20 protein-coding genes and 1 pseudogene are annotated in these 19,316 nt (G+C 62.4%); 18 read left to right on the forward strand and 3 right to left on the reverse strand.

Annotated elements, in window-relative coordinates:
• The 17 genes and pseudogenes from V3H18_RS09205 to V3H18_RS09290 form a co-directional block, all read left to right on the forward strand.
• Positions 1-253 (forward strand): annotated as a pseudogene (locus V3H18_RS09205) (preprotein translocase subunit SecG); the annotation flags it as partial.
• Positions 254-360: 107 nt separating this feature from the next.
• A complete protein-coding gene (locus V3H18_RS09210) occupies positions 361-1,989 on the forward strand; it encodes a CTP synthase (RefSeq protein WP_332081731.1) in 1,629 nt (542 codons plus the stop codon).
• A gap of 26 nt (positions 1,990-2,015) precedes the next feature.
• Positions 2,016-3,128, forward strand: coding sequence for a GTP pyrophosphokinase (locus V3H18_RS09215; protein ID WP_332081732.1), 1,113 nt, complete (start codon positions 2,016-2,018; stop codon positions 3,126-3,128).
• Positions 3,129-3,558: 430 nt separating this feature from the next.
• On the forward strand, positions 3,559-3,789 hold the full coding sequence (locus tag V3H18_RS09225; RefSeq protein WP_332081733.1) for a DUF433 domain-containing protein: 231 nt from the start codon (positions 3,559-3,561) through the stop codon (positions 3,787-3,789).
• A 1-nt stretch (position 3,790) separates the two neighbouring features.
• Positions 3,791-4,147 carry a DUF5615 family PIN-like protein gene (locus V3H18_RS09230; protein ID WP_332081734.1) on the forward strand — a complete coding sequence of 119 codons (357 nt, stop codon included), beginning with the start codon at positions 3,791-3,793 and terminating at the stop codon, positions 4,145-4,147.
• Positions 4,148-4,530: 383 nt separating this feature from the next.
• On the forward strand, positions 4,531-4,788 hold the full coding sequence (locus V3H18_RS09235) for an AbrB/MazE/SpoVT family DNA-binding domain-containing protein (protein ID WP_332081735.1): 258 nt from the start codon (positions 4,531-4,533) through the stop codon (positions 4,786-4,788).
• Positions 4,789-5,121, forward strand: a complete 333-nt coding sequence (locus V3H18_RS09240; protein WP_332081736.1) for a type II toxin-antitoxin system PemK/MazF family toxin — start codon at positions 4,789-4,791, stop codon at positions 5,119-5,121.
• Positions 5,122-5,127: 6 nt separating this feature from the next.
• On the forward strand, positions 5,128-5,559 hold the full coding sequence (locus V3H18_RS09245; RefSeq protein WP_332081737.1) for a hypothetical protein: 432 nt from the start codon (positions 5,128-5,130) through the stop codon (positions 5,557-5,559).
• 60 nt (positions 5,560-5,619) lie between these two features.
• The gene (locus V3H18_RS09250; RefSeq protein ID WP_332081738.1) at positions 5,620-6,237 is read left to right on the forward strand and encodes a glutathione S-transferase family protein; all 618 of its coding nucleotides are present in this window, start codon (positions 5,620-5,622) and stop codon (positions 6,235-6,237) included.
• A 31-nt stretch (positions 6,238-6,268) separates the two neighbouring features.
• Entirely contained in the window at positions 6,269-7,033 is a 765-nt protein-coding gene (locus tag V3H18_RS09255) for a glucose 1-dehydrogenase (protein ID WP_332081739.1), read from the forward strand.
• A 250-nt stretch (positions 7,034-7,283) separates the two neighbouring features.
• Positions 7,284-9,056, forward strand: a complete 1,773-nt coding sequence (locus V3H18_RS09260; RefSeq protein ID WP_332081740.1) for an acetolactate synthase 3 large subunit — start codon at positions 7,284-7,286, stop codon at positions 9,054-9,056.
• Positions 9,057-9,161: 105 nt separating this feature from the next.
• A complete protein-coding gene (gene ilvN, locus V3H18_RS09265; protein WP_332081741.1) occupies positions 9,162-9,713 on the forward strand; it encodes an acetolactate synthase small subunit in 552 nt (183 codons plus the stop codon).
• A gap of 119 nt (positions 9,714-9,832) precedes the next feature.
• Entirely contained in the window at positions 9,833-10,852 is a 1,020-nt protein-coding gene (ilvC, locus tag V3H18_RS09270; RefSeq protein ID WP_332081742.1) for a ketol-acid reductoisomerase, read from the forward strand.
• 97 nt (positions 10,853-10,949) lie between these two features.
• Positions 10,950-11,831, forward strand: a complete 882-nt coding sequence (locus tag V3H18_RS09275; protein WP_332081743.1) for a nuclear transport factor 2 family protein — start codon at positions 10,950-10,952, stop codon at positions 11,829-11,831.
• A 126-nt stretch (positions 11,832-11,957) separates the two neighbouring features.
• On the forward strand, positions 11,958-12,683 hold the full coding sequence (locus tag V3H18_RS09280; protein WP_332081744.1) for an NUDIX hydrolase: 726 nt from the start codon (positions 11,958-11,960) through the stop codon (positions 12,681-12,683).
• A 99-nt stretch (positions 12,684-12,782) separates the two neighbouring features.
• The gene (aroB, locus tag V3H18_RS09285) at positions 12,783-14,594 is read left to right on the forward strand and encodes a 3-dehydroquinate synthase (protein WP_332081745.1); all 1,812 of its coding nucleotides are present in this window, start codon (positions 12,783-12,785) and stop codon (positions 14,592-14,594) included.
• Between the two features lie 4 nt (positions 14,595-14,598).
• Positions 14,599-15,903 (forward strand): HlyC/CorC family transporter, encoded by a 1,305-nt coding sequence (locus tag V3H18_RS09290; protein WP_332081746.1) that lies wholly within the window; start codon positions 14,599-14,601, stop codon positions 15,901-15,903.
• 65 nt (positions 15,904-15,968) lie between these two features.
• Here the strand turns inward: V3H18_RS09290 and V3H18_RS09295 are convergent, their stop codons facing one another.
• The 3 genes from V3H18_RS09295 to V3H18_RS09305 all read right to left on the reverse strand — a co-directional run bounded on the left by V3H18_RS09295 (position 15,969) and on the right by V3H18_RS09305 (position 18,331).
• Positions 15,969-17,321 carry an HWE histidine kinase domain-containing protein gene (locus V3H18_RS09295; RefSeq protein WP_332081747.1) on the reverse strand — a complete coding sequence of 451 codons (1,353 nt, stop codon included), beginning with the start codon at positions 17,319-17,321 and terminating at the stop codon, positions 15,969-15,971.
• 207 nt (positions 17,322-17,528) lie between these two features.
• Positions 17,529-18,083 (reverse strand): sigma-70 family RNA polymerase sigma factor, encoded by a 555-nt coding sequence (locus V3H18_RS09300; protein ID WP_332081748.1) that lies wholly within the window; start codon positions 18,081-18,083, stop codon positions 17,529-17,531.
• The gene (locus tag V3H18_RS09305; protein ID WP_332081749.1) at positions 18,080-18,331 is read right to left on the reverse strand and encodes a NepR family anti-sigma factor; all 252 of its coding nucleotides are present in this window, start codon (positions 18,329-18,331) and stop codon (positions 18,080-18,082) included. Before V3H18_RS09305 ends, V3H18_RS09300 begins: the two co-directional genes overlap by 4 nt.
• A gap of 179 nt (positions 18,332-18,510) precedes the next feature.
• Between V3H18_RS09305 and V3H18_RS09310 the strand changes: the two genes are divergently transcribed.
• A complete protein-coding gene (locus V3H18_RS09310) occupies positions 18,511-19,299 on the forward strand; it encodes a response regulator (protein ID WP_332081750.1) in 789 nt (262 codons plus the stop codon).
• Positions 19,300-19,316 lie beyond the last annotated feature (17 nt).

Here is a 19,316-nt window from a genome sequence, read left to right on the forward strand (position 1 = left end):
CCCGGCCCCCGCCGCCGAGCCCCCGAAGGCCGGGGAGGCGCCGAAGGCCGAAGCCCCCGCCGTGGAGCCGCCGAAGAGCGAAGCCCCGGCGCCGCAAGCGCCGGCCGCCGCCGAGCCTTTGAAATCCCAGCCGCCCGCGCCGGAAGCACCCAAGATGGAAGCGCCCAAGACGGAAGCTCCGAAGGCGGAGGCGCCCGTCGCGCCCGAATCGAAGCCCGAGGCGCCGACGATCTGGAAAGCGCCGACCAAATAGGCCGGTCGCCCGTCGGCCGCCGCTAAAAATTTCGGCAGGGGGTTGCGGCCCCCGGCCCAATAAATTCGCTATCAGAATCGCTTGAAAGGCGTTAGGCGTTAAAGCCCATGGCGCGGTATATCTTCATCACCGGCGGCGTGGTCTCCTCACTTGGCAAGGGCTTGGCGTCGGCGGTTCTCGGCGCGCTTTTGCAGGCGCGCGGCTACACGGTCCGCCTCAGAAAGCTCGACCCCTATCTCAATATCGATCCGGGCACGATGTCGCCCTATCAGCACGGCGAGGTGTTCGTCACCGACGACGGCGCCGAGACCGATCTCGATCTCGGTCATTACGAGCGCTTCACCGGCCGCCCGGCGACGCGGCAGGACAATGTCACCACCGGCCGCATCTATCAGGACATCATCAACCGCGAGCGGCGCGGCGACTATCTCGGCGCGACGATCCAGGTCATTCCGCATGTGACGAACGCCATCAAGGAGTTCGTGCTGGAAGGCAATGAGAATGTCGATTTCGCGCTGATCGAGATCGGCGGCACGGTCGGCGACATCGAGGGCCTGCCCTTCTTCGAGGCGATCCGCCAGCTCAAAAACGATCTGCCGCCGCATCACTGCATCTATATCCACTTGACGCTCCTGCCTTACATTCCGAGCGCCGGCGAATTGAAGACGAAGCCGACGCAGCATTCGGTGAAGGAGCTGCGCTCGATCGGCATTCAACCCGATATTCTGCTCTGCCGCACCGATCGCGAGATTCCGCGCGAGGAGCGCCGCAAGCTCGGCCTCTTCTGCAATGTGCGCGAACAGGCGGTGATCGAGGCGCGCGACGCCTTCAACATCTATGACGTGCCGCGCGCCTATCACACGGCGGGTCTCGACGCGCAGGTGCTCGCGGCCTTTGGGATCGAGCCCGCGCCAAAGCCCGACATGAGCCGCTGGAACGCGGTGACGCAGCGCATCAACAATCCCGAGGGCGAAGTCACCATCGCGGTCGTCGGCAAATATACCGAGATGAAGGACGCCTATAAGAGCCTCATCGAGGCGCTGGCGCATGGCGGCCTCGCCAACCGCGTGAAGGTCAATCTCGACTGGATCGAATCCGAGATTTTTGAGACCGCCGATCCCGCCGCACATCTTGAGCATGTGCATGGCATTCTGGTGCCGGGCGGCTTTGGCCAGCGCGGCGCCGAGGGCAAGATCCTCGCGGCGCGTTTCGCCCGCGAACGCGGCGTGCCCTATTTCGGCATTTGCTTTGGCATGCAGATGGCGGTGATCGAGGCCGCCCGCGCGCTTGCGGGAATCGAAAAGGCGAATTCGACGGAATTCGGCCCCTGCGCGGAGCCGGTCGTCGGGCTCATGACCGAGTGGCTGAAGGGCAATGAACTGGAGCAGCGCGCGGCGGATGGGGACCTTGGCGGCACGATGCGCCTTGGCGCTTTTCCCGCCCTGTTGAAACCGGGTTCGCGCATCGCGGATATTTACGGCGCGAGCGAAATCTCCGAGCGCCACCGCCATCGCTATGAGGTGAATTTCGCCTATCGCGAACGCCTGGAGGAGAAGGGGCTGCTGTTCGCGGGCGTCTCGCCCGACGGGCTGCTGCCTGAGACGGTCGAAATCCCCGCGCACCCCTGGTTCATCGGCGTGCAATATCACCCGGAGCTGAAATCGCGGCCGTTTGAACCGCACCCGCTTTTCGCGAGCTTTATCGCCGCGGCGAAGGCGCAGAGCCGGCTGGTGTGATTCTTTTTTTCAGGGGAGATTGAGCGATGCGTCGGGTGAAATCCGTTTCACAACACGTTGCATCCTATGAAAGGCACCGGCCTACGTACGAAGCATTCTCTCTTAAGTTAAAGGAACTGCTAAATTCTATCCTCGACGCCAACAAGCTTAAGGTTCACTCAATTGAGTCGCGCGCCAAAACAATTGAGAGTTTCCAAGAAAAGGTCACACGTTCCGGAAAGGTCTACAACAACCCGCTAAGCGAACTGCATGATTTATGCGGTTGTAGGATTATTACCTACTATGCGGACGAAGTCGGTAAAGTCGCCGATATACTGAAGGCAGAGTTTAGCGTTATCGAAGAAGAGCTCGGTCACCAAGTAAGTGAGCTTGATGTTGATCGGTTTGGATACCTTTCTGTCCACTATGTGATCAAGGTAGGTGGCAATCGCGTGGGGCTGCCTGAGTGGAGAGCCTTCGAGTCAATGTGTGCCGAAGTTCAGATAAGAACGATAATCCAGCATGCATGGTCTGCTATTTCTCATTTCATCCAATATAAACAAGAAACAGCAGTCCCATCACACATTCAGAGAAGGTTATATCGTATCGCAGGTCTTTTCGAGCTTGCCGACGAAGAATTCCTTGGAATTAGAGATCAGAAGGCGGCTCTTAAAGCGTCGGCTGCAAAAGCGATCGCCGAAGGAAGAAAGGGCATACCGCTTTCTTCAAGTAGTATTTCTGAGGCTATTAAGGCGTGGTCAGAGCGGGATGCGGCACTGAGCGCGGCGGTCGATGCGGGGTTCCAGTTGTTAAAGGATCAAGAAGACATTGATAGCAACAGCGACAATTACGTTGGCTATATTTATAGTCTGGCTACAAGGCTTAACATAAATACTGTTGATGATTTATTATTAATTGTTAATAAAGTTGATCTAAGTTTACTAGAGACTGTTTTCAGTATAAATAAAGACAAGGTAAATTGGATGGTATCTGAAAATTTCATATTTTATATGCTCCTTATTGCAGCCGCAGGCGATGCTGTAGACGTAGAATATCTATCAAAAAATGGGATTTCAGCAGAAATAGCCAAGCTGATCCTGCGTGGTCTAAGAATGAAGCCCAGATCACGAAGGCGTGGAACAAAGGCCGGAAGCGAGTAGAACGCCTAGCCGTTGCGCTGGCGATGCTCGGTGCCGCTGTCCTTTTCGCAACCGCCGTCATGGCCGGGCTTGACCCGGCCATCCACGCCGAGACGTTGCTGAAATGCTGAGAGGCGTACGTAGCGGCGCCACGTGGATGCCCGCGACAAGCGCGGGCATGACGCGGAGAGTATGCGGCAAACCGAGGACCGACGAAGGCTGTGTGCAATAGCCCCACCTCACACCACCTCGTATTCCTCATCGATGGGCGCGTCGAGCGCGGCGACGAGACGGTTCGTCTCCGACTCTTTCGCCAGCACTTCGCGATATTCCTCTTCGCTCATTCCCTTCGCGCCGGCGTTCGCCGTGTGCGAATGGATGCAAAGGGAGCAGAGCAGGTTGGTGTGATTCGCGGCTAGGCGGTGTATATTGCCGCCAGGAGATTGCCCCAATGACGGACCATCCTCGCATAGCGCTCGATCCGCATGTTCTTGCTGGCAAGCCAGTTGTGCGCGGGACGCGGCTTTCGGTCGAGTTCGTCATCGGGCTCATGGCCGACGGCTGGTCCGAGGCGGATATTCTGCGCAATTACCCGACGCTGTCGCACGAAGACATTGCGGCCTGTCTCGCTTATGCGCGAGATGCCTTGAAGTCGGAGAAAATTTTCCCTAGCGCCGCGTGACATGCGCTTTCTCGCCGATGAGAATTTTCCCGCGGAGGCCGTGTTCGCCTTGCGCCGCGCCGGTCATGACGTGGTCTGGATTTGCGAAACGGCGTCAGGCGCAAGTGACGAAGCCATTCTCGCCATGGCCATAAGCGACCTTCGAATTCTGCTCACATTCGATAAGGATTTCGGTGAATTGGCTTGGCGGTCGGGTTTCGCGCGATCATGCGGAATCATCCTATTTCGCCTGCCCACGCCGTCGGCGGTGTCGGTCGGCGACGCGCTTGCCGCGCGGATCGCAGAACGCGATGATTGGATCGGGCATTTCTCCGTCATCGAGCCGGGGCGGGTACGGATGCGAGAATTGAAAATTTGACAGTTGAGAATTGTGCGGTCTTTGGCTGGGTTGGCGCGCTGCCTTTTCGCATCATGGCCGGACTTGTCGTGGCCATCCACGCCGACAGGATGCGACCGGGCGAGCAACGACGATGGGCCCCTCCAACAGCGACGGCGTCACTTGTTGGGCGCTTTCGTGGCGGCGGGCCATGAGCGGGGGCCCGGATTGACATGATAATTCACGCCGCAGCCCGAGAGAGCGAGCGCAATCGCGAGAAGCAGCATCGATTTAACGCGCGGCGTTAGCATCTTTGGTCTCCAATGAGCGAAGTTTCGGCGCGTGCGCGCCGGGTGATCTTGATTTGGGGGTTGCAACCGCTCATATTTGAGTTATATTTTGATATAATTTCATTGAGACACGCCATGCACACCACCTCTCTGCGCAAAGTCGGCGGTTCCGTCATGCTAGCCGTCCCGCCCGCGATCCTTGATCTGCTGAAACTGCGCGCCGGCGCGACGGTGGGCGTTTCGGTCGACAACGGCCGACTCATTATCGAGCCGTCGACGAAGCCCCGCTACAAGCTCGACGAACTTCTGGCGCAATGCGACGCTGCGGCGGAACCGTCCGAAGAAGATCGCGCCTGGCTCGACGACAGGCCGCAAGGTTCCGAGCTTCTCTAAGTGGAGCGCGGCGACATCTATCTCGTCTCGCTCGATCCCACCTCGGGGCGCGAACAACAGGGCGCGCGGCCCGTATTGATCGTCTCGCCCGGTTCTTTCAATCGCCTGACGAAAACGCCGATCGTGCTGCCGATTACGAGCGGCGGCGATTTCGCCCGCACCGCCGGTTTCGCCGTTTCGCTGATGGGCGCAGGGACGCAAACGACCGGCGTCATTCGTTGCGACCAGCCCCGCGCGCTGGACCTTGGCGCGCGCCGCGCCCGTAAGCTCGAAAGCGCGCCAGAAGCAATCGTCGACGAGGCCTTGGCGAAACTCGCGGCGATATTGGAGTAGCGATCCATGGAGCCGCGCCTTTTCCGCCTCGTTCCCGGCTCGCTCGGCCCCAGGCGCGATTTCCGCATCACCGTCGGGCTGCGCGAAGGCTGGGAGGCGGAGGGGCGGGTCTATGACGTCTCGGAAGCCGTGCGCTGCGCGCGCGCCTGGATGCGCCGGCGGGTCGAAGCGGGCCAGCCCGCGCTGTCCGGCATGTTCACCCGCGGCGAAGTCACTTACGCCTGGCGCAAGGACGATGGCGCGGTGGGCTCGGACCGCGAGCCGGTCGCGATTTTCACCGGCGAAGCGGTTCACGCCTATCTCGGCCATCTTCCCGACGCCGAGATCGAGGCGATGCTGAACGAACTCGCGGGCGAACTCGGCGCCGCGCTCGGGCAGGAGCGGCTCTATGTCGCCTTCGGCGACCGGACGTGGATTCTCGATTGCGGCGCCGAATGAGCGCGAATCGTCATCGCCGCGCTATAACTTAAAGTCCCACGTCGCAAAGCGAGAGGCCCCATGCTCACCCTCTATTACTCTCCCGGCGCTTGTTCGCTCGCGCCGCATATCCTTCTCGAATGGGTCGGCGCCGAGTATCAGGCCGTGCGGGTCAAGCTCGGCGACCCCGACTATCTCAAGATCAACCCCGCCGGCGCGGTGCCGACGCTCGACGTCGGCGAGGGCTGGACGTTGACCCAGGCCGGCGCGATCCTTTCCTATATCGCGCATCGCTTCCCGAATTTTCGCTTCGCCGGCGGCGACAGCCTGCGCGAACAGGCCGAGGTCGCGCGCTGGTCGCATTTTTTGACGGGCGATCTCCATCCCGCCTTCTTTCCCTATTTCTTTCCGGGCCGCTACACGACGGCGACGACGCCGGAGGCGTTGCAAGCCGCGAGGGACGCGGGCCTCAAGCTGGTGCGCCGGAAATATGATCTGCTGGAGGCGCATCTTGAGGGGCGGACATTCATCGCCGGCGACAGCCTCACCTATATCGACGCCTACGTCTTTCCGATGATCCGCTGGGGCGCGAAGGCGCTCGACGACGGGCTCGCCGCCTATCCGAACATCAAGGCGCATCACGACCGCATCGCGGCGGACGAAGCGGTTCAGCGCGTGCTCGCGAAAGAGGCGGCTTAAGCGCGCGGGCGTTCGCTTTCCCGGGGGACGAATGGGACGATTTCAGGGAAAAGTCGCGCTGGTCACCGGCGCGGCGCGCGGCCTTGGCCGGGTGACGGCGCTCGCCTTCGCCCGCGAAGGCGCGAAGGTCGCTCTCGCCGATATTGACGAGGCGGGCGGGCGCGAGACGCTCGAGATGATCCGCGCGGAAGGCGGCGAGGGAATATTCGCGCCTGCCGACATGCGTATCGAGGGCGACGTCGAGGCGATGGTCGCCAAAACGGTCGAAGCCTATGGCCGTCTCGATTGCGCCGTGAACAACGCCGGCGTCGTGCGCTTCAAGCCCATCGTCGACGAGACGGAGGAAGGCTTCGATTTCCATATCGACGTCAATCTGCGCGGCGTCTTCTTCTGCATGAAGCACGAGATTCGCCAGATGCTGAAAAACGGCGGCGGCGCCATCGTCAACCAGTCGTCGATCACCGGCAGCCTCACGGGCAATCCGGGGGAAGGCGCTTACGCCGCGAGCAAGGGCGGCGTCGACGGGCTCACCAAGACGGTCGCGCTCGAGGTCGCCAAGGACAATATCAGCGTCAACGCCATTTGCGCCTGCGGCGTCGATGCGCCCGGCGACGTTTTCCATCAATGGATGGAAAAGGAGGGCATTTCGCCTCAGGAGGCCGGAAAGCTCTTTCCCATCGGGCGCATGGGCAGGGCGGAGGAGCTGACGGAGGCCGTCTTGTTCCTTTGCTCCGATTACGCCCGGTTCATCGTAGGCCATCTGCTGGTCGTCGACGGCGGGTGGATCGCGCGCTAGTCGGTGGGGGGTAGAAGGCGGATTCCGCGCTTGATTATCCGCCGCGTCTCCCGTAATTTCGCGCCTCGTCGAAAGAACGGGACGAAATGCGCAAATTTCTCGTAGTAGCCGGAGCGCCTGAAGCGGAGCGGGGTTAGACCCGCCTTTCCGCCCATGGCGCTTGACCCGAGGCCCCAAGAGGGCCTTTTTTGTTGCCCGAAGACTGGGCCTTTTTTGTTGCCCGCCGCCAGGAAGAAGACGGAAAAAGACGATGTCGAAGGAAATGACCGGCGCCGAAATGGTGGTCGAAGCCCTGAAGGATCAGGGCGTAGAGATTATTTTCGGCTATCCCGGCGGCGCCGTCCTTCCGATCTATGACGCGCTTTTCCATCAGGACAAGGTGCAGCACATTCTGGTGCGCCACGAGCAGGGCGCGGCCCATGCGGCGGAGGGCTATGCGCGCTCCTCGGGCAAGGTCGGCGTGCTGCTCGTCACCTCCGGCCCCGGCGCGACCAATACCGTGACGGGCCTCACCGACGCGCTGATGGATTCGATCCCCGTCGTCTGCATCACCGGCCAGGTGCCGACGCATCTCATCGGCTCCGACGCCTTTCAGGAATGCGACACGGTGGGCATCACCCGCCATTGCACCAAGCATAATTATCTCGTGAAGAACGTCGACGATTTGCCGCGCGTGCTGCACGAGGCCTTTTACGTCGCTTCCTCCGGCCGTCCGGGCCCGGTGGTGATCGACATTCCCAAGGACGTGCAATTCGCGCGCGGCGCCTATACGCCGCCGCGCGGCGCGGGGCACAAGACCTATCATCCCAAGCTCGACGCCGATATCGAGACGATCCGCGAGGCGGCGCGGATGATGGCGGCGGCGCGCCGCCCGATCTTCTATACCGGCGGCGGCGTCATCAATTCCGGTCCCGCGGCCTCGGCGCTGCTGCGCGAACTCGTGGGGCTCACCGGCTTTCCCATCACCTCGACGCTGATGGGACTCGGCGCCTATCCGGGCTCGGGCGAGCACTGGCTCGGCATGCTCGGCATGCATGGCACCTATGAGGCCAATAACGCCATGCACGACTGCGATCTGATGATCGCCGTCGGCGCGCGTTTCGACGACCGCATCACCGGCCGCCTCGACGCCTTTTCGCCGGGCTCGAAGAAAATCCATATCGACATCGACCGTTCGTCGATCAACAAGAACGTCAAGGTCGATCTCGCCATCGTCGGCGATTGCGGCCATGTGCTCGAAGCATTGATCCGCGTCTGGCGCGCGGAGGCGCTGCAGGCGGACAAGCAGCCGCTCGACCACTGGCGGGCGCAGATCGAGGAATGGCGCGCGAAGAAGTCGCTCGCCTTCCGCAATTCGGATACGACGATCAAGCCGCAATACGCCGTGCAGCGGCTCTATGCGCTGACCAAGGACCGCGACGTCTATGTGACGACCGAGGTCGGCCAGCATCAGATGTGGGCCGCGCAGCATTACCATTTCGAGGAGCCGAACCGCTGGATGACGTCGGGCGGCCTCGGCACCATGGGCTATGGCCTGCCGGCGGCGATCGGCGCGCAGCTCGCGCATCCAAGTTCGCTCGTCATCGACATCGCCGGCGAAGCCTCGATCCTGATGTGCATTCAGGAAATGTCGACGGCGATCCAATATCGCCTGCCGGTGAAAATCTTCATCCTCAACAATGAATATATGGGGATGGTGCGACAGTGGCAGGAGCTGCTGCATGGCGGCCGCTATTCGCACAGCTATTCCGAGGCGCTCCCCGATTTCGTCAAGCTTGCCGAAGCTTTCGGGGCGAAGGGCATTCGCTGTTCCGATCCCGCGTCGCTCGACGCCGCGATCAAGGAGATGATCGATTACGACGGGCCGGTGATTTTCGACTGCGTCGTCGACAAAATCGAGAATTGCTTCCCGATGATCCCCTCGGGCAAGGCGCATAACGACATGCTGCTCGCCGATCTTTCCGACGACGCCGGAATCGAGATCGGATCGGTCATCGACGAGAAGGGAAAAATGCTTGTGTAGGCAGTCGGCAGTCGGCAATGGGCAGTCGGAGCGAGATCGACTGCCGACTGCCTCATGCCGACTGCCCTTGCAACATCTAAACATTGTAGCCTGGATGCGCCCCGCATGAACGCCCCCGCTTCTCCGCCTTCCCCCTATTCCTCCGCGACGACGAGCGCCAAAGCCGAGTCGCATACGCTATCCGTGCTCGTCGACAATGAGCCGGGCGTTTTGGCGCGCGTCGTGGGTCTGTTCTCGGGGCGCGGCTATAATATCGAGAGCCTCACCGTCGCCGAGGTGGCGCATGCCGAGCATCTCTCGCGCATCACCATTCTCACTTCCGGCGCGCCGGAGACGATCGACCAGATCCATCACCAGCTCGAACGACTCGTGCCGGTGCATCAAGTGACGGATCTGACCGCCTCCAAGCGGTCGCTCGAACGCGAACTGGCGATGGTGAAGGTCAAGGGCGCGGGCGAACATCGCACTTTCGCGCTGCAGCTCGCCGAAGCCTTCCGCGCCCGCATCGTTGACGCGACGACCGAGAGCTTCATTTTCGAACTGACGGGCAAGCCCGAAAAGATCGACGAATTCGTCGATCTGGTGCGCCCGATCGGCCTTGTCGAAGTCTCGCGAACCGGCGTCGCCGCCATCTCGCGCGGGCCGGAGCCGATCTGAATCTAGAGAATTTTTGACCTTATCGGGCGGCCCGCGTAGAAGGAGCCCGCCAAGGAATTCGGGCGACGGAGAGCCGCCGTCCCCGCTAAAACGCACACGGATCAAGGGAAGTCGAACACATGCGCGTTTACTATGATCGGGACGCCGACATCAATCTGATTAAAGGCAAGAAAGTCGCCATCGTCGGCTACGGCAGCCAGGGCCACGCGCATGCGCTCAATCTGAAGGACAGCGGCGTCGCGGAGGTCGCGGTGGCGCTTCGCCCGGGCTCGTCCTCGGCCAAGAAGGCGGAAGGCGCCGGCCTCAAGGTCCTGACCGTCGCTGAAGCGGCGAAATGGGCCGATATCGTCATGATGCTGACGCCCGACGAGCTGCAGGGCGAAATATACGCCAATGAGCTGGCGCCCAATCTCAAGCAGGGCGCGGCGCTTTTCTTCGCCCATGGCCTCAATATTCATTTCAATCTGATCGAGCCGCGTCCAGATCTCGATGTGGCGATGGTCGCGCCGAAGGGCCCCGGACATACGGTGCGCGGCGAATATCTGAAGGGTGGCGGCGTGCCCTGCCTCTTGGCCGTGCATCAGGACGCTTCCGGCAACGCCAAGGACATTGCGCTCTCCTACGCCTCGGCCATTGGCGGCGGCCGCGCCGGCGTGATCGAGACGACGTTCCGCGAGGAATGCGAAACGGATCTTTTCGGCGAGCAGGTGGTGCTCTGCGGCGGTCTCGTCGAACTGATCCGGGCGGGCTTCGAAACCCTGGTCGAGGCCGGCTATGCGCCGGAGATGGCCTATTTCGAATGCCTGCATGAGGTGAAGCTGATCGTCGACCTCATTTACGAGGGCGGCATCGCCAATATGAACTATTCCGTGTCTAACACCGCGGAATATGGAGAGTATGTCACCGGACCGCGTATCATCACCAAGGAAACCAAGGCCGAGATGAAGCGCGTTCTTGACGATATTCAGTCGGGCAAGTTCACGCGCGACTGGATGCTCGAAAACAAGGTCGGCCAGACTTCCTTCAAGGCAACGCGCGCGCGCAACAACGCCCATCCGATCGAAGCGGTTGGCGGGCGTTTGCGCGAGATGATGCCGTGGATCGGGAAGAACAAGCTGGTCGACAAGGATCGCAATTAGCGCATAATCATGCGAAAAAAGCGTGCGCTTTCGGATTTAGAGCGATCCGAGAGCGCCGCGAACGCGACGCGAGAACGGCGTCGCAGGCGGGGGCGGAATGCGGGGACCGGGCGGACGCTCAGGCCAGCTTGTCGACAGCGAAACGCGTCGGCGCGTGCATGAGATCGTGCAAAGCCGCATGAGCCGCGACGTCTCGGGGATGTTGAAATATTTCGTCGAGGATGTGGAGCTCAATTACACCTGTTCGCGCCTGGGCGTGCTGCGGCCCGGCCACTGGCGCGGACGCGACGCGCTTCGCGAACATCTGCGCCGGGTCGACATTGATTACGAGCCGCTCGACGCGGAGATCGTCTCCATTCTCGTCGAAGGCGACCGCACGGCGGTGCGCTGGGTGAGCAACTGGCGTCACCGCGCCACGGGCCAGATCCACAATATGGACATGGCGCATTTTCTGCGCTGGCGAAACGGGCTTGTCGCGGAAATGTATGAATTTCGTGACATGCGCTGCGCCTCGCGCGTGACGGATGTCGTGCCGCAAAGCCTTAACGATATTCTCAATCCTCCGGGGCCCGGGCTTTCGCGCGACGAGATGGCGCGGCGCCTGATCGCGATGGGAAATTTCTCCTGGGGCGGGCCCGACATCGCGCTCATTCGCGAAATATGCTCGCCCGACGTCGTGTGCGAATTCGTCGGCGATCGCACGACGATCTCCTACGCCGGCCGCTATCGCGGCGTCGACGCCCTCATTAATATCGTGCGCGGCATCGGCGTCGAATTCGAGCAACTCAGCCACGTCACGCCGGAGGTCATTATCGATGCCGCCGCCGCCGCCGGGCGCCGGACGGTCGAATGGCGTCACCGCGGCACCGGACGGCGCGGTCTTGTCGAACTCGCCGATTTCGTGCGCTTCGAGGAGGGCCGTATCGTCGAGATCGTCGAATTCCGCGACAGCGTCGCCCTTCTACAGATGCAGGCGTGATCGCAAGCCCGTGACCCGCGCGCGCTCTTTCCCTTTGCTCGCCGTCTTCGCGGATCATCCGTTTCGCGTCGATGCGCTCGCCGTCGGCGGCCAGGCCGCGCGACTCGGCGCGGAGATGTTGCGGCCGTGACGACGCAAGTCCTCGCGGTCGATCGGCTTGACGCTCACATCGTTGAACATCGCTGGGCGTTCGCCGCGGCGCGCGCGCAGGAGATCGATCGCCATTGGGAGGCGCGCCGTCGCGCCAATCCCGCCCTCTATGACGGCGCGGTCCTGCTCGGCCGGCGCGTCGAGCTTCTTAACGAAGCGGGCGGCGCGCGCGTCTTGCGCATGGAGCTGTTCGAGACGCGCTTTTCGCGCTTTCTCGCCTGGCGCGACTTCGGCTGGCCGGACGAAACCGTCTACAATTGCTTCGCCATGCCGGCGGTGCGATCAAGCGACGGCGCCTATCTCCTGGGCGAGATGGGAGCGGCCCATTCCGCCGCGGGCCAACTTTATTTCCCTGGGGGCACGCCCGACCCTTCCGACATTCTCGCGGGCGGGCGAGTCGATCTCGAGGGAAACCTCATCCGCGAGCTGGCCGAGGAAACCGGCCTTGCGGCGCATGAAGGGCGCGCCGCGCCGGAGTGGAGCGTCGTTGTCGATCGCCGGCGCGTCGCCTGCATCAAGCGCTTCGACTGGGAGGCGCCGGCGGCGGCGCTGCTCGCGCGCGTCAGGAGCTTTCTCGCCGCCGAGCAGGCGCCCGAACTCGCCGACGCGCATATGATAGGGGAGCCGGCGGCGCTCGCGGATTCGCGCCTGCCAGCCTTCATGGTCGCCTATCTTGCCGAGGCTTTGGCCGGCGCGGATTAGCGGCTTTTGCCGAAGCGGACGCCGCTTTGGCTGAAGAAAATGCGTTTATTCAATTCTAGAGGCTGAATTTTGAGGCGTCGCGGGATAGATTTGCGGCAAATGACCAGAGCGCAACAATTGGGCGCGACGCTGCCCGCGCCGCAGGCGCCGAATGAAGAGCGAGTTTCGGCGGTCCGCGCCGCGCTCGGCGGCCGCGTCATCGTGCTTGTCGGGATGATGGGCTCCGGCAAAAGCGCCATCGGCCAACGGCTCGCGGCTCGGCTCGGCCTGCCTTTCATCGACGCCGACGCCGAAATCGTCGCGGCGGCGGCCATGCCCATCGCCGAGATTTTCGCCAAATATGGCGAACGCTATTTTCGCGACGGCGAGCGCCGCGTCATCATGCGGCTGCTCAACGGCGGCCCGATGGTTCTGGCGACCGGCGGCGGCGCTTTTCTCGATCCGCGCACACGCGAGCGCGTCAGCGAGCGCGGCGTGTCGATCTGGCTCGACGCCGACCTCAAGACCCTGATAAAGCGCGTGCGTCGCAAGAACGACCGGCCGCTGCTGCGGACGGAAAATCCCGAAGAGACGCTGCGTCAGCTTCTGGAGGCGCGCGGGCCGATCTACGAGCTTGCCGATTTGCGCGTCGAGTCGCGGGACGTTTCGCAGGACGCGATGGTGAGCGAGACGCTCGCGGCGCTCGCCGACGGCCTCCCCCGGCTCGAGGAGCTGCGGCGGGCCGCGCTCAACAAAGGTTTCGCCAAAGCCATGACGCATTTGCATCTCTTTCGGCCTCAGAGCGATCAGGACGCGACGCATCAGGAAATCGTGCGGGTCGCCCTCGGCGGGCGCTCCTATGACATTGTGATCGGCGCGGGGCTCCTGCAAAAGGCCGGCGAACATATCGCCCGGATCGCGCCGGGCGCCTCATGCGCCATCGTCACCGACGAAAATGTCGCGCGCCTGCATCTCCCGACGGTCGAACTGAGCCTGAAGGAAGCCGGCTTGCGATCGACGACGATCGTCGTGCCGCCCGGCGAAGCCTCGAAATCGCTCGCCGTCTACGGGCGCGTCTGCGACGAGGCGCTCGCCGCCAAGATCGAGAGGCGCGATCTCATTATTGCTCTGGGGGGCGGCGTGGTCGGCGATCTTGCCGGCTTCGTGGCCGCGAGCCTGCGGCGCGGCTCGCGTTTCGTGCAGATTCCGACGACCCTGCTGTCGCAAGTCGATTCATCGGTCGGCGGCAAGACGGGGATCAATTCGTCCCATGGCAAGAATCTGATCGGCGCCTTTCATCAGCCCGCGCTGGTGCTTGCGGACGTCGATGTCCTGCAAACGCTGCCCTTGCGCGAATTTCGCGCGGGCTACGCCGAAGTGGTCAAATATGGGCTGATCGGCGACAAGCGTTTCTTCGAATGGCTGGAGGCCGACGCGGAAGCGGTCTTCAACAGCCGCTCCGAACAGATTTGCGCGATCGCCGTGAGCTGCGAGACGAAGGCGACGATTGTCGCGCGCGACGAGACGGAGCAGGGCGATCGCGCCCTGCTCAATCTCGGCCATACCTTTGGCCACGCGCTCGAGCGCCTCACCAATTACGACAGCATAAGGCTCGTGCATGGCGAAGGCGTCGCCATCGGCATGGTCTGCGCCGCGCGTTTCTCCGCGCGGCTCGGCTTTTGCACGCCGGCGGTCGCCGAACGCGTCGAACGGCATCTTGCGGGGGTCGGCCTGCCGACCCGCATCCGCGACATTCCCGACTGGAGCGCCGACGCCCAAGCGATTCTCGACGCCATGTATCAGGACAAGAAGGTCGAGCGCGGCGCCCTGACCTTCATCCTCATGCGCGGGATCGGCGAGGCCTTCATCGCCAAATCGATTGCGGCCGACGAGGTCCTGAAATTCCTCGAGGACGAATTGACCCGGACATAGTCCCATGCATGGCTTCGAATCCGGCGCGCCGCAGGTCGATATCTGGACCGCGGTCGCGATCGTCATTCTCTGCGTTTTTCTCTCGGCCTTCTTCGCCGGCTCGGAGACGGCGCTCACGGCCGCTTCGCACGCCCGCATGCATACGCTGGAGAAGGAGGGCGACAAGCGCGCGAGCGCTGTCAACCGGCTCCTGCGTCAGCGCAACCGCATGATCGCCGCGCTGCTGCTTGGCGGCACATTGGTCAATATCGGCGGCTCGGCCTTCACGACAAGCGTGCTCGTCGTCGTCGCCGGCGAGAATGGCGCGGTCTACGCCACGATCATCATGACCGTGCTGCTCCTCGTCTTCGCGGAGGTGCTGCCGAAGACGCTCGCGATCAATCATCCCGACGAAACCTCCTTGCGCGTCGCCAAATATATCGCGCCTTTCGTGCGCATCGTCGGGCCGCTTCTCGCGGGGGTCGAATATATCGTGCGCGTCGCCCTTAATCTCTTCGGCGTCGAGGTCGGCCATGGCCGCACCGTGCTGTCGCCCTATGATGAATTGAAGAGCGCCGTCGACATTCTGCATGAGGAAGGCAATGTCGAGCGCGCCGCGCGCGACATGTTCGGCGGCGTGCTCGACCTGCAGGTGCTGCATGTCGCCGACGTGATGATCCATCGCACCAAGATGCGGACGATCGACGCCGATCTGCCGCCCGCGCAGATCGTGCGCGAAGTTTTGGCGTCGCCTTTCACGCGCCTGCCGCTCTGGCGCGAGCGGCCGGACAATTTCGTCGGCGTGCTGCATTCAAAGGACATGTTGCGGGCGCTCGACGCCGCTGGCGGCGAGGCCTCTAAGATCAACATCGACGACGTGATGTTCGCGCCCTGGTTCGTGCCCGAGGCGACGACGCTTGAAGATCAGCTCGAAGCCTTCTTAAAGCGCAAGACCCATTTCGCGCTCGTCGTCGACGAATATGGCGAGGTGATGGGACTCGTCACGCTGGAAGACATTCTCGAGGAAATCGTCGGCGACATCCGCGACGAGCATGATCTCGCCGTGCAGGGCGTGCGGCCGCAGCCCGACGGATCGGTGCTCGTCGACGGCGCCGTCCCCGTGCGCGATCTTAATCGCGTCATGGCCTGGAGCCTGCCCGATGAGGAAGCCACGACCATCGCCGGCCTCGTCATCCATGAAGCGGGCGCGATCCCGGAGGCCGGCCAGGTCTTCACCTATCATGGCTTCCGCTTCGAGGTGATGCGCCGGATCCGCAACCGCGTCACGGCGCTGCGCGTCACGCCGCAGGAGGCGCGCTCAAATTTATAGGAATCGATCACTCTATTGGGCGATTTCGCCCGAATCTAACGTGATCTAATCGCCGACGCTCTTTTCTAGATTTCGGCGTATATCGTGGCATGCAGCCCTTCCGGCTCGAAGCTGAGCTCAATGTCGCCGCCGATTTGCCGCGCCAAAACGCTCGTGAGCAGAAAATGGCCGACGCCGGCGCGTTCCGGGCGCTCGACCGCAGGTCCGCCGCTCTCCCGCCAATCGAGCATCAGGCGCGGACGCTCGTTCTCCCGCTCGATGCGCCACTTGACAGCGACGCGCCCTTCCTCGCCGGACAGCGCACCATGGCGTTGGGCGTTCGACAGCAGTTCAAAGAGCGCGACGCCAAGCGCCAGGGCGACGTCGGACCGCAGCTCGACATCCTCGCCGGAAACCTCGATCCGCGCCCCTTGGTCCTTTTCGCAGAAAAGCCCGGTTTCAATCAGGTCGCGCAGCGGCGTCAGCTCCCATGAATTTCGCACGAGCAAAGTCGAGATGCGGCTCAGACATTGCACCCTCTCGGTAAAATCGGCGCGAAAACTGGCGAAATCCCGGGCGGTGCGCGCGGTGATATTGGCGATGCCCTGAATCATCGCGAGCGCATTATTGACGCGATGATGGAGTTCGCGGCTCATCGCCCGCCGATGCGCCTCCGCCGTCTTGATGTCGTCAATGTCGGTGACGGCGACGATCGCGCCGATGATCGCGCCTTCGTCGTTGTGGATCGGCGCGCCCACGATATTGATCCAGCCCAGGCCGCCTTCGCCGCGCACATATTTGCATTCGAGCGTCGGGTTGTCCTCCCCGGCGAGCGCGCGCGCGAGCGGATATTCCTGGCTCAGGACGGGCCGTCCGTCCTGATGGAAGGCTTTCCATTCGTCATAGGCCGCTGTGTTCGCCGAATAGCGTATCGGATGACGCAGGATCGTCTCGATCACCCGATTGCCTTCGATGATGCGTCCGCTCGGCGCCTCCGCGATCAAAATCCCTACGGGCACGGCGTCGAGAATGGCGTGCAGCCGGCTATTCATGTCGGATTGGTTGGCCAAGCACGATTTTTTCGCCAGCAGATCGGTTAATTCGGTGAGCTTCTGGCGCTTCTCGCGCAAACGCTCCTGGAGCTCCAAAATCGAATGCGCGATGGCGTCGATCTCGGAAACGCCAGAGTCCCGCCAGCGCGTCGCCTCGCGCGCCTTGACGGAGCCCAACAGCGTCGAAAGTTCATGCAGCGCGCGCCGCTCGTCGCCGCGCGCCTGCGTCAAACGCCAAAGGGCGGCCAAGGCGACGATGAGCGCGGAGGCGAGGGCGGCGCAGAGGAGAAGGGGCAAGTCGGCAAAGTCATTCGAGGCGGTCGCGGCGGCCGCCTGTTGTATGGGAAGTGTGACGAGAAGCGCCGTCATCGGCGCAAAACGCGCCACTCGCCGGACGCCCCTTGCATAATAGCGGCCGGTACGGGGCGCCGCCTGGAGGATTGGAGAGCTACTGGGTGTTCGCGGGCGCCGCATGTCATTGTTCAACCCCTCAGCCATCTCTCTGTCTATTGGGTGGTTGCGCCAAGGGTTATGCGAATGAGATAGCGCGCAATGTCCTTATTTCCAGCGTGGCGGGAGGAGAGGGAAGCGGCGCTAAACCACGCGCCCGGGCATGCGTGTGGCGAGGTCCGAGACGGTCGGATCGCTATCGATGTCGTTTAACGTGGTCAGTCCCAAATGCTCGGCGAGTTTCGCCCGCGCGCGATTGAGGCGGCTTTTCACCGTGCCGATGGGGACATTGCAGATCTGCGCCGCCTCCTCATAGGAAAGTTCGGTAATGCCGATCATAAGCAGGATTTCGCGCTGTTCGGGAGGGAGTTCGTTCAGCGCGTTCTGAACGTCGGCCATGGTCGCCTTGGCTTCCTGGCCGCCCTTTACCGGAATTTGCTCCGCGAGAACATTGTCCGAGTCCTGCACCTCGCGCGATCGCTTGCGATAGTCCGAGAAATAGGTGTTGCGCAGGATCGTCACCAACCAGGCGCGAAAATTCGTGCCCGGTTGAAAGGAATCCGCGTGCGACCAAGCTTTGACGAGGGTTTCCTGGACGAGGTCGTCGGCGAGGCTATAGGAGCCGGACAAGGAAATGGCGAAGGCGCGAAGATAGGGCATCTGCGCCACCATGCGAGCTCCAAAGGCGTCGTCGCTCATTCTCTCTCGCGCTGCTTTGCTTCCAATTGCGCGAGCAGCACGGCAAGCTTGTCGGGGATGGGTTGATGAATCAAATCCTCGCAATAGGCGCGAAAGACCCTTCCAAGCTGAGCCTGAACCATTGGGTCCAGCGCCGCGCCGTCGCACTCGTGCAAAATATCCTGCTCCCGCATCTGTTCCTCGGAGGAAGGCGCGGGGGGCTCCGGAGCCGCGGGGCGGCCTCGGTTACCGTGATCGCCCTGGCTCATTCTCCCCCTCTGCACCGCTGCATCCCGCGCGCGGGGCCCGCCGCGCTTGACGATCTCACTTGAGCCAACGCGCTACAACACTAATTGTTCCCAGAATGCAAGAGGCGGGACTATCAACTTCCGAAGCGTCGTTCGGCCGATTTGACTCGGAAGCACAGCCAGTTAAATAGGGAGTCATCATGAATCTTTCTCGGGAAATCGCCGCGCATCTCCCTTATTTGCGACGGTTCGCGCGCTCGCTTTGCGGCTCGCAAAAGGGCGGCGACGCCTATGTCGCGGCGACTTTGGAGGCGCTGATCGCCGATCCGGACGCCTTTCCGGCCGATATGCCGCCAAAAGTCGGGCTGTATCATTTGTTCATGGCCTGCTGGAGTTCGATTCCGCTCAACACCGAAGAGAGTCCCGCCCCCGACATTTCAGCGGCCCAGCGCAATATCAGCCTGCTCACGCCGCGCTCGCGTCAGGCTTTTCTGCTGCGCACCGTGGAAGGGTTTTCGATTGGAGAATCGGCCGCCATTCTCGGCGTGACGGAGCAGGACATCGAAAATCTCATCGGGGAGGCGGGCCGCGAGATCGCCGAGCGCGTCGCGACCGATGTGCTGATCATCGAGGATGAGGCGCTTATCGCGCAGGACATAGAATTCATCGCCCGCGATCTCGGACACAGCGTGATCGGCGTGGCGCGCACGCATCGCGAAGCGGTCGAACTCTCGAAAAAGAAGCGGCCCGGTCTGATCCTCGCCGACATCCAGCTCGCCGACGGCAGTTCCGGCCTCAACGCCGTGAATGAGATGCTCGAGACATTCGACTCGCCGGTGATCTTCATCACCGCTTTTCCCGAGCGGCTGTTGACGGGCGAGCGGCCGGAGCCGGCCTTTCTCATCAGCAAGCCCTATAAGGTCGACACGGTGAAGGCGACGATCAGTCAGGCGCTGTTCTTCGAGCGAAAGGCCTCGCGCGCGGCTTAAGCGCGGCCAGTCCAACG

Source organism: Methylocystis borbori, assembly GCF_036576025.1.
Lineage (GTDB): Bacteria > Pseudomonadota > Alphaproteobacteria > Rhizobiales > Beijerinckiaceae > Methylocystis > Methylocystis borbori.

What these genes read in the sequence shown, in the direction of transcription:
- ilvN (WP_332081741.1), top strand. Translation starts at nt 9,162, where the DNA reads ATGAACGCCCCCGCTTCTCCGCCTTCCCCCTATTCCTCCGCGACGACG.
- V3H18_RS09305 (WP_332081749.1), bottom strand. Translation starts at nt 18,331, where the DNA reads ATGAGCCAGGGCGATCACGGTAACCGAGGCCGCCCCGCGGCTCCGGAG.
- V3H18_RS09210 (WP_332081731.1), top strand. Translation starts at nt 361, where the DNA reads ATGGCGCGGTATATCTTCATCACCGGCGGCGTGGTCTCCTCACTTGGC.
- V3H18_RS09310 (WP_332081750.1), top strand. Translation starts at nt 18,511, where the DNA reads ATGAATCTTTCTCGGGAAATCGCCGCGCATCTCCCTTATTTGCGACGG.
- V3H18_RS09300 (WP_332081748.1), bottom strand. Translation starts at nt 18,083, where the DNA reads ATGAGCGACGACGCCTTTGGAGCTCGCATGGTGGCGCAGATGCCCTAT.
- V3H18_RS09290 (WP_332081746.1), top strand. Translation starts at nt 14,599, where the DNA reads ATGCATGGCTTCGAATCCGGCGCGCCGCAGGTCGATATCTGGACCGCG.
- V3H18_RS09250 (WP_332081738.1), top strand. Translation starts at nt 5,620, where the DNA reads ATGCTCACCCTCTATTACTCTCCCGGCGCTTGTTCGCTCGCGCCGCAT.
- V3H18_RS09275 (WP_332081743.1), top strand. Translation starts at nt 10,950, where the DNA reads ATGCGGGGACCGGGCGGACGCTCAGGCCAGCTTGTCGACAGCGAAACG.
- V3H18_RS09255 (WP_332081739.1), top strand. Translation starts at nt 6,269, where the DNA reads ATGGGACGATTTCAGGGAAAAGTCGCGCTGGTCACCGGCGCGGCGCGC.
- V3H18_RS09260 (WP_332081740.1), top strand. Translation starts at nt 7,284, where the DNA reads ATGTCGAAGGAAATGACCGGCGCCGAAATGGTGGTCGAAGCCCTGAAG.
- aroB (WP_332081745.1), top strand. Translation starts at nt 12,783, where the DNA reads ATGACCAGAGCGCAACAATTGGGCGCGACGCTGCCCGCGCCGCAGGCG.
- V3H18_RS09235 (WP_332081735.1), top strand. Translation starts at nt 4,531, where the DNA reads ATGCACACCACCTCTCTGCGCAAAGTCGGCGGTTCCGTCATGCTAGCC.
- V3H18_RS09215 (WP_332081732.1), top strand. Translation starts at nt 2,016, where the DNA reads ATGCGTCGGGTGAAATCCGTTTCACAACACGTTGCATCCTATGAAAGG.
- ilvC (WP_332081742.1), top strand. Translation starts at nt 9,833, where the DNA reads ATGCGCGTTTACTATGATCGGGACGCCGACATCAATCTGATTAAAGGC.
- V3H18_RS09230 (WP_332081734.1), top strand. Translation starts at nt 3,791, where the DNA reads ATGCGCTTTCTCGCCGATGAGAATTTTCCCGCGGAGGCCGTGTTCGCC.
- V3H18_RS09225 (WP_332081733.1), top strand. Translation starts at nt 3,559, where the DNA reads ATGACGGACCATCCTCGCATAGCGCTCGATCCGCATGTTCTTGCTGGC.
- V3H18_RS09245 (WP_332081737.1), top strand. Translation starts at nt 5,128, where the DNA reads ATGGAGCCGCGCCTTTTCCGCCTCGTTCCCGGCTCGCTCGGCCCCAGG.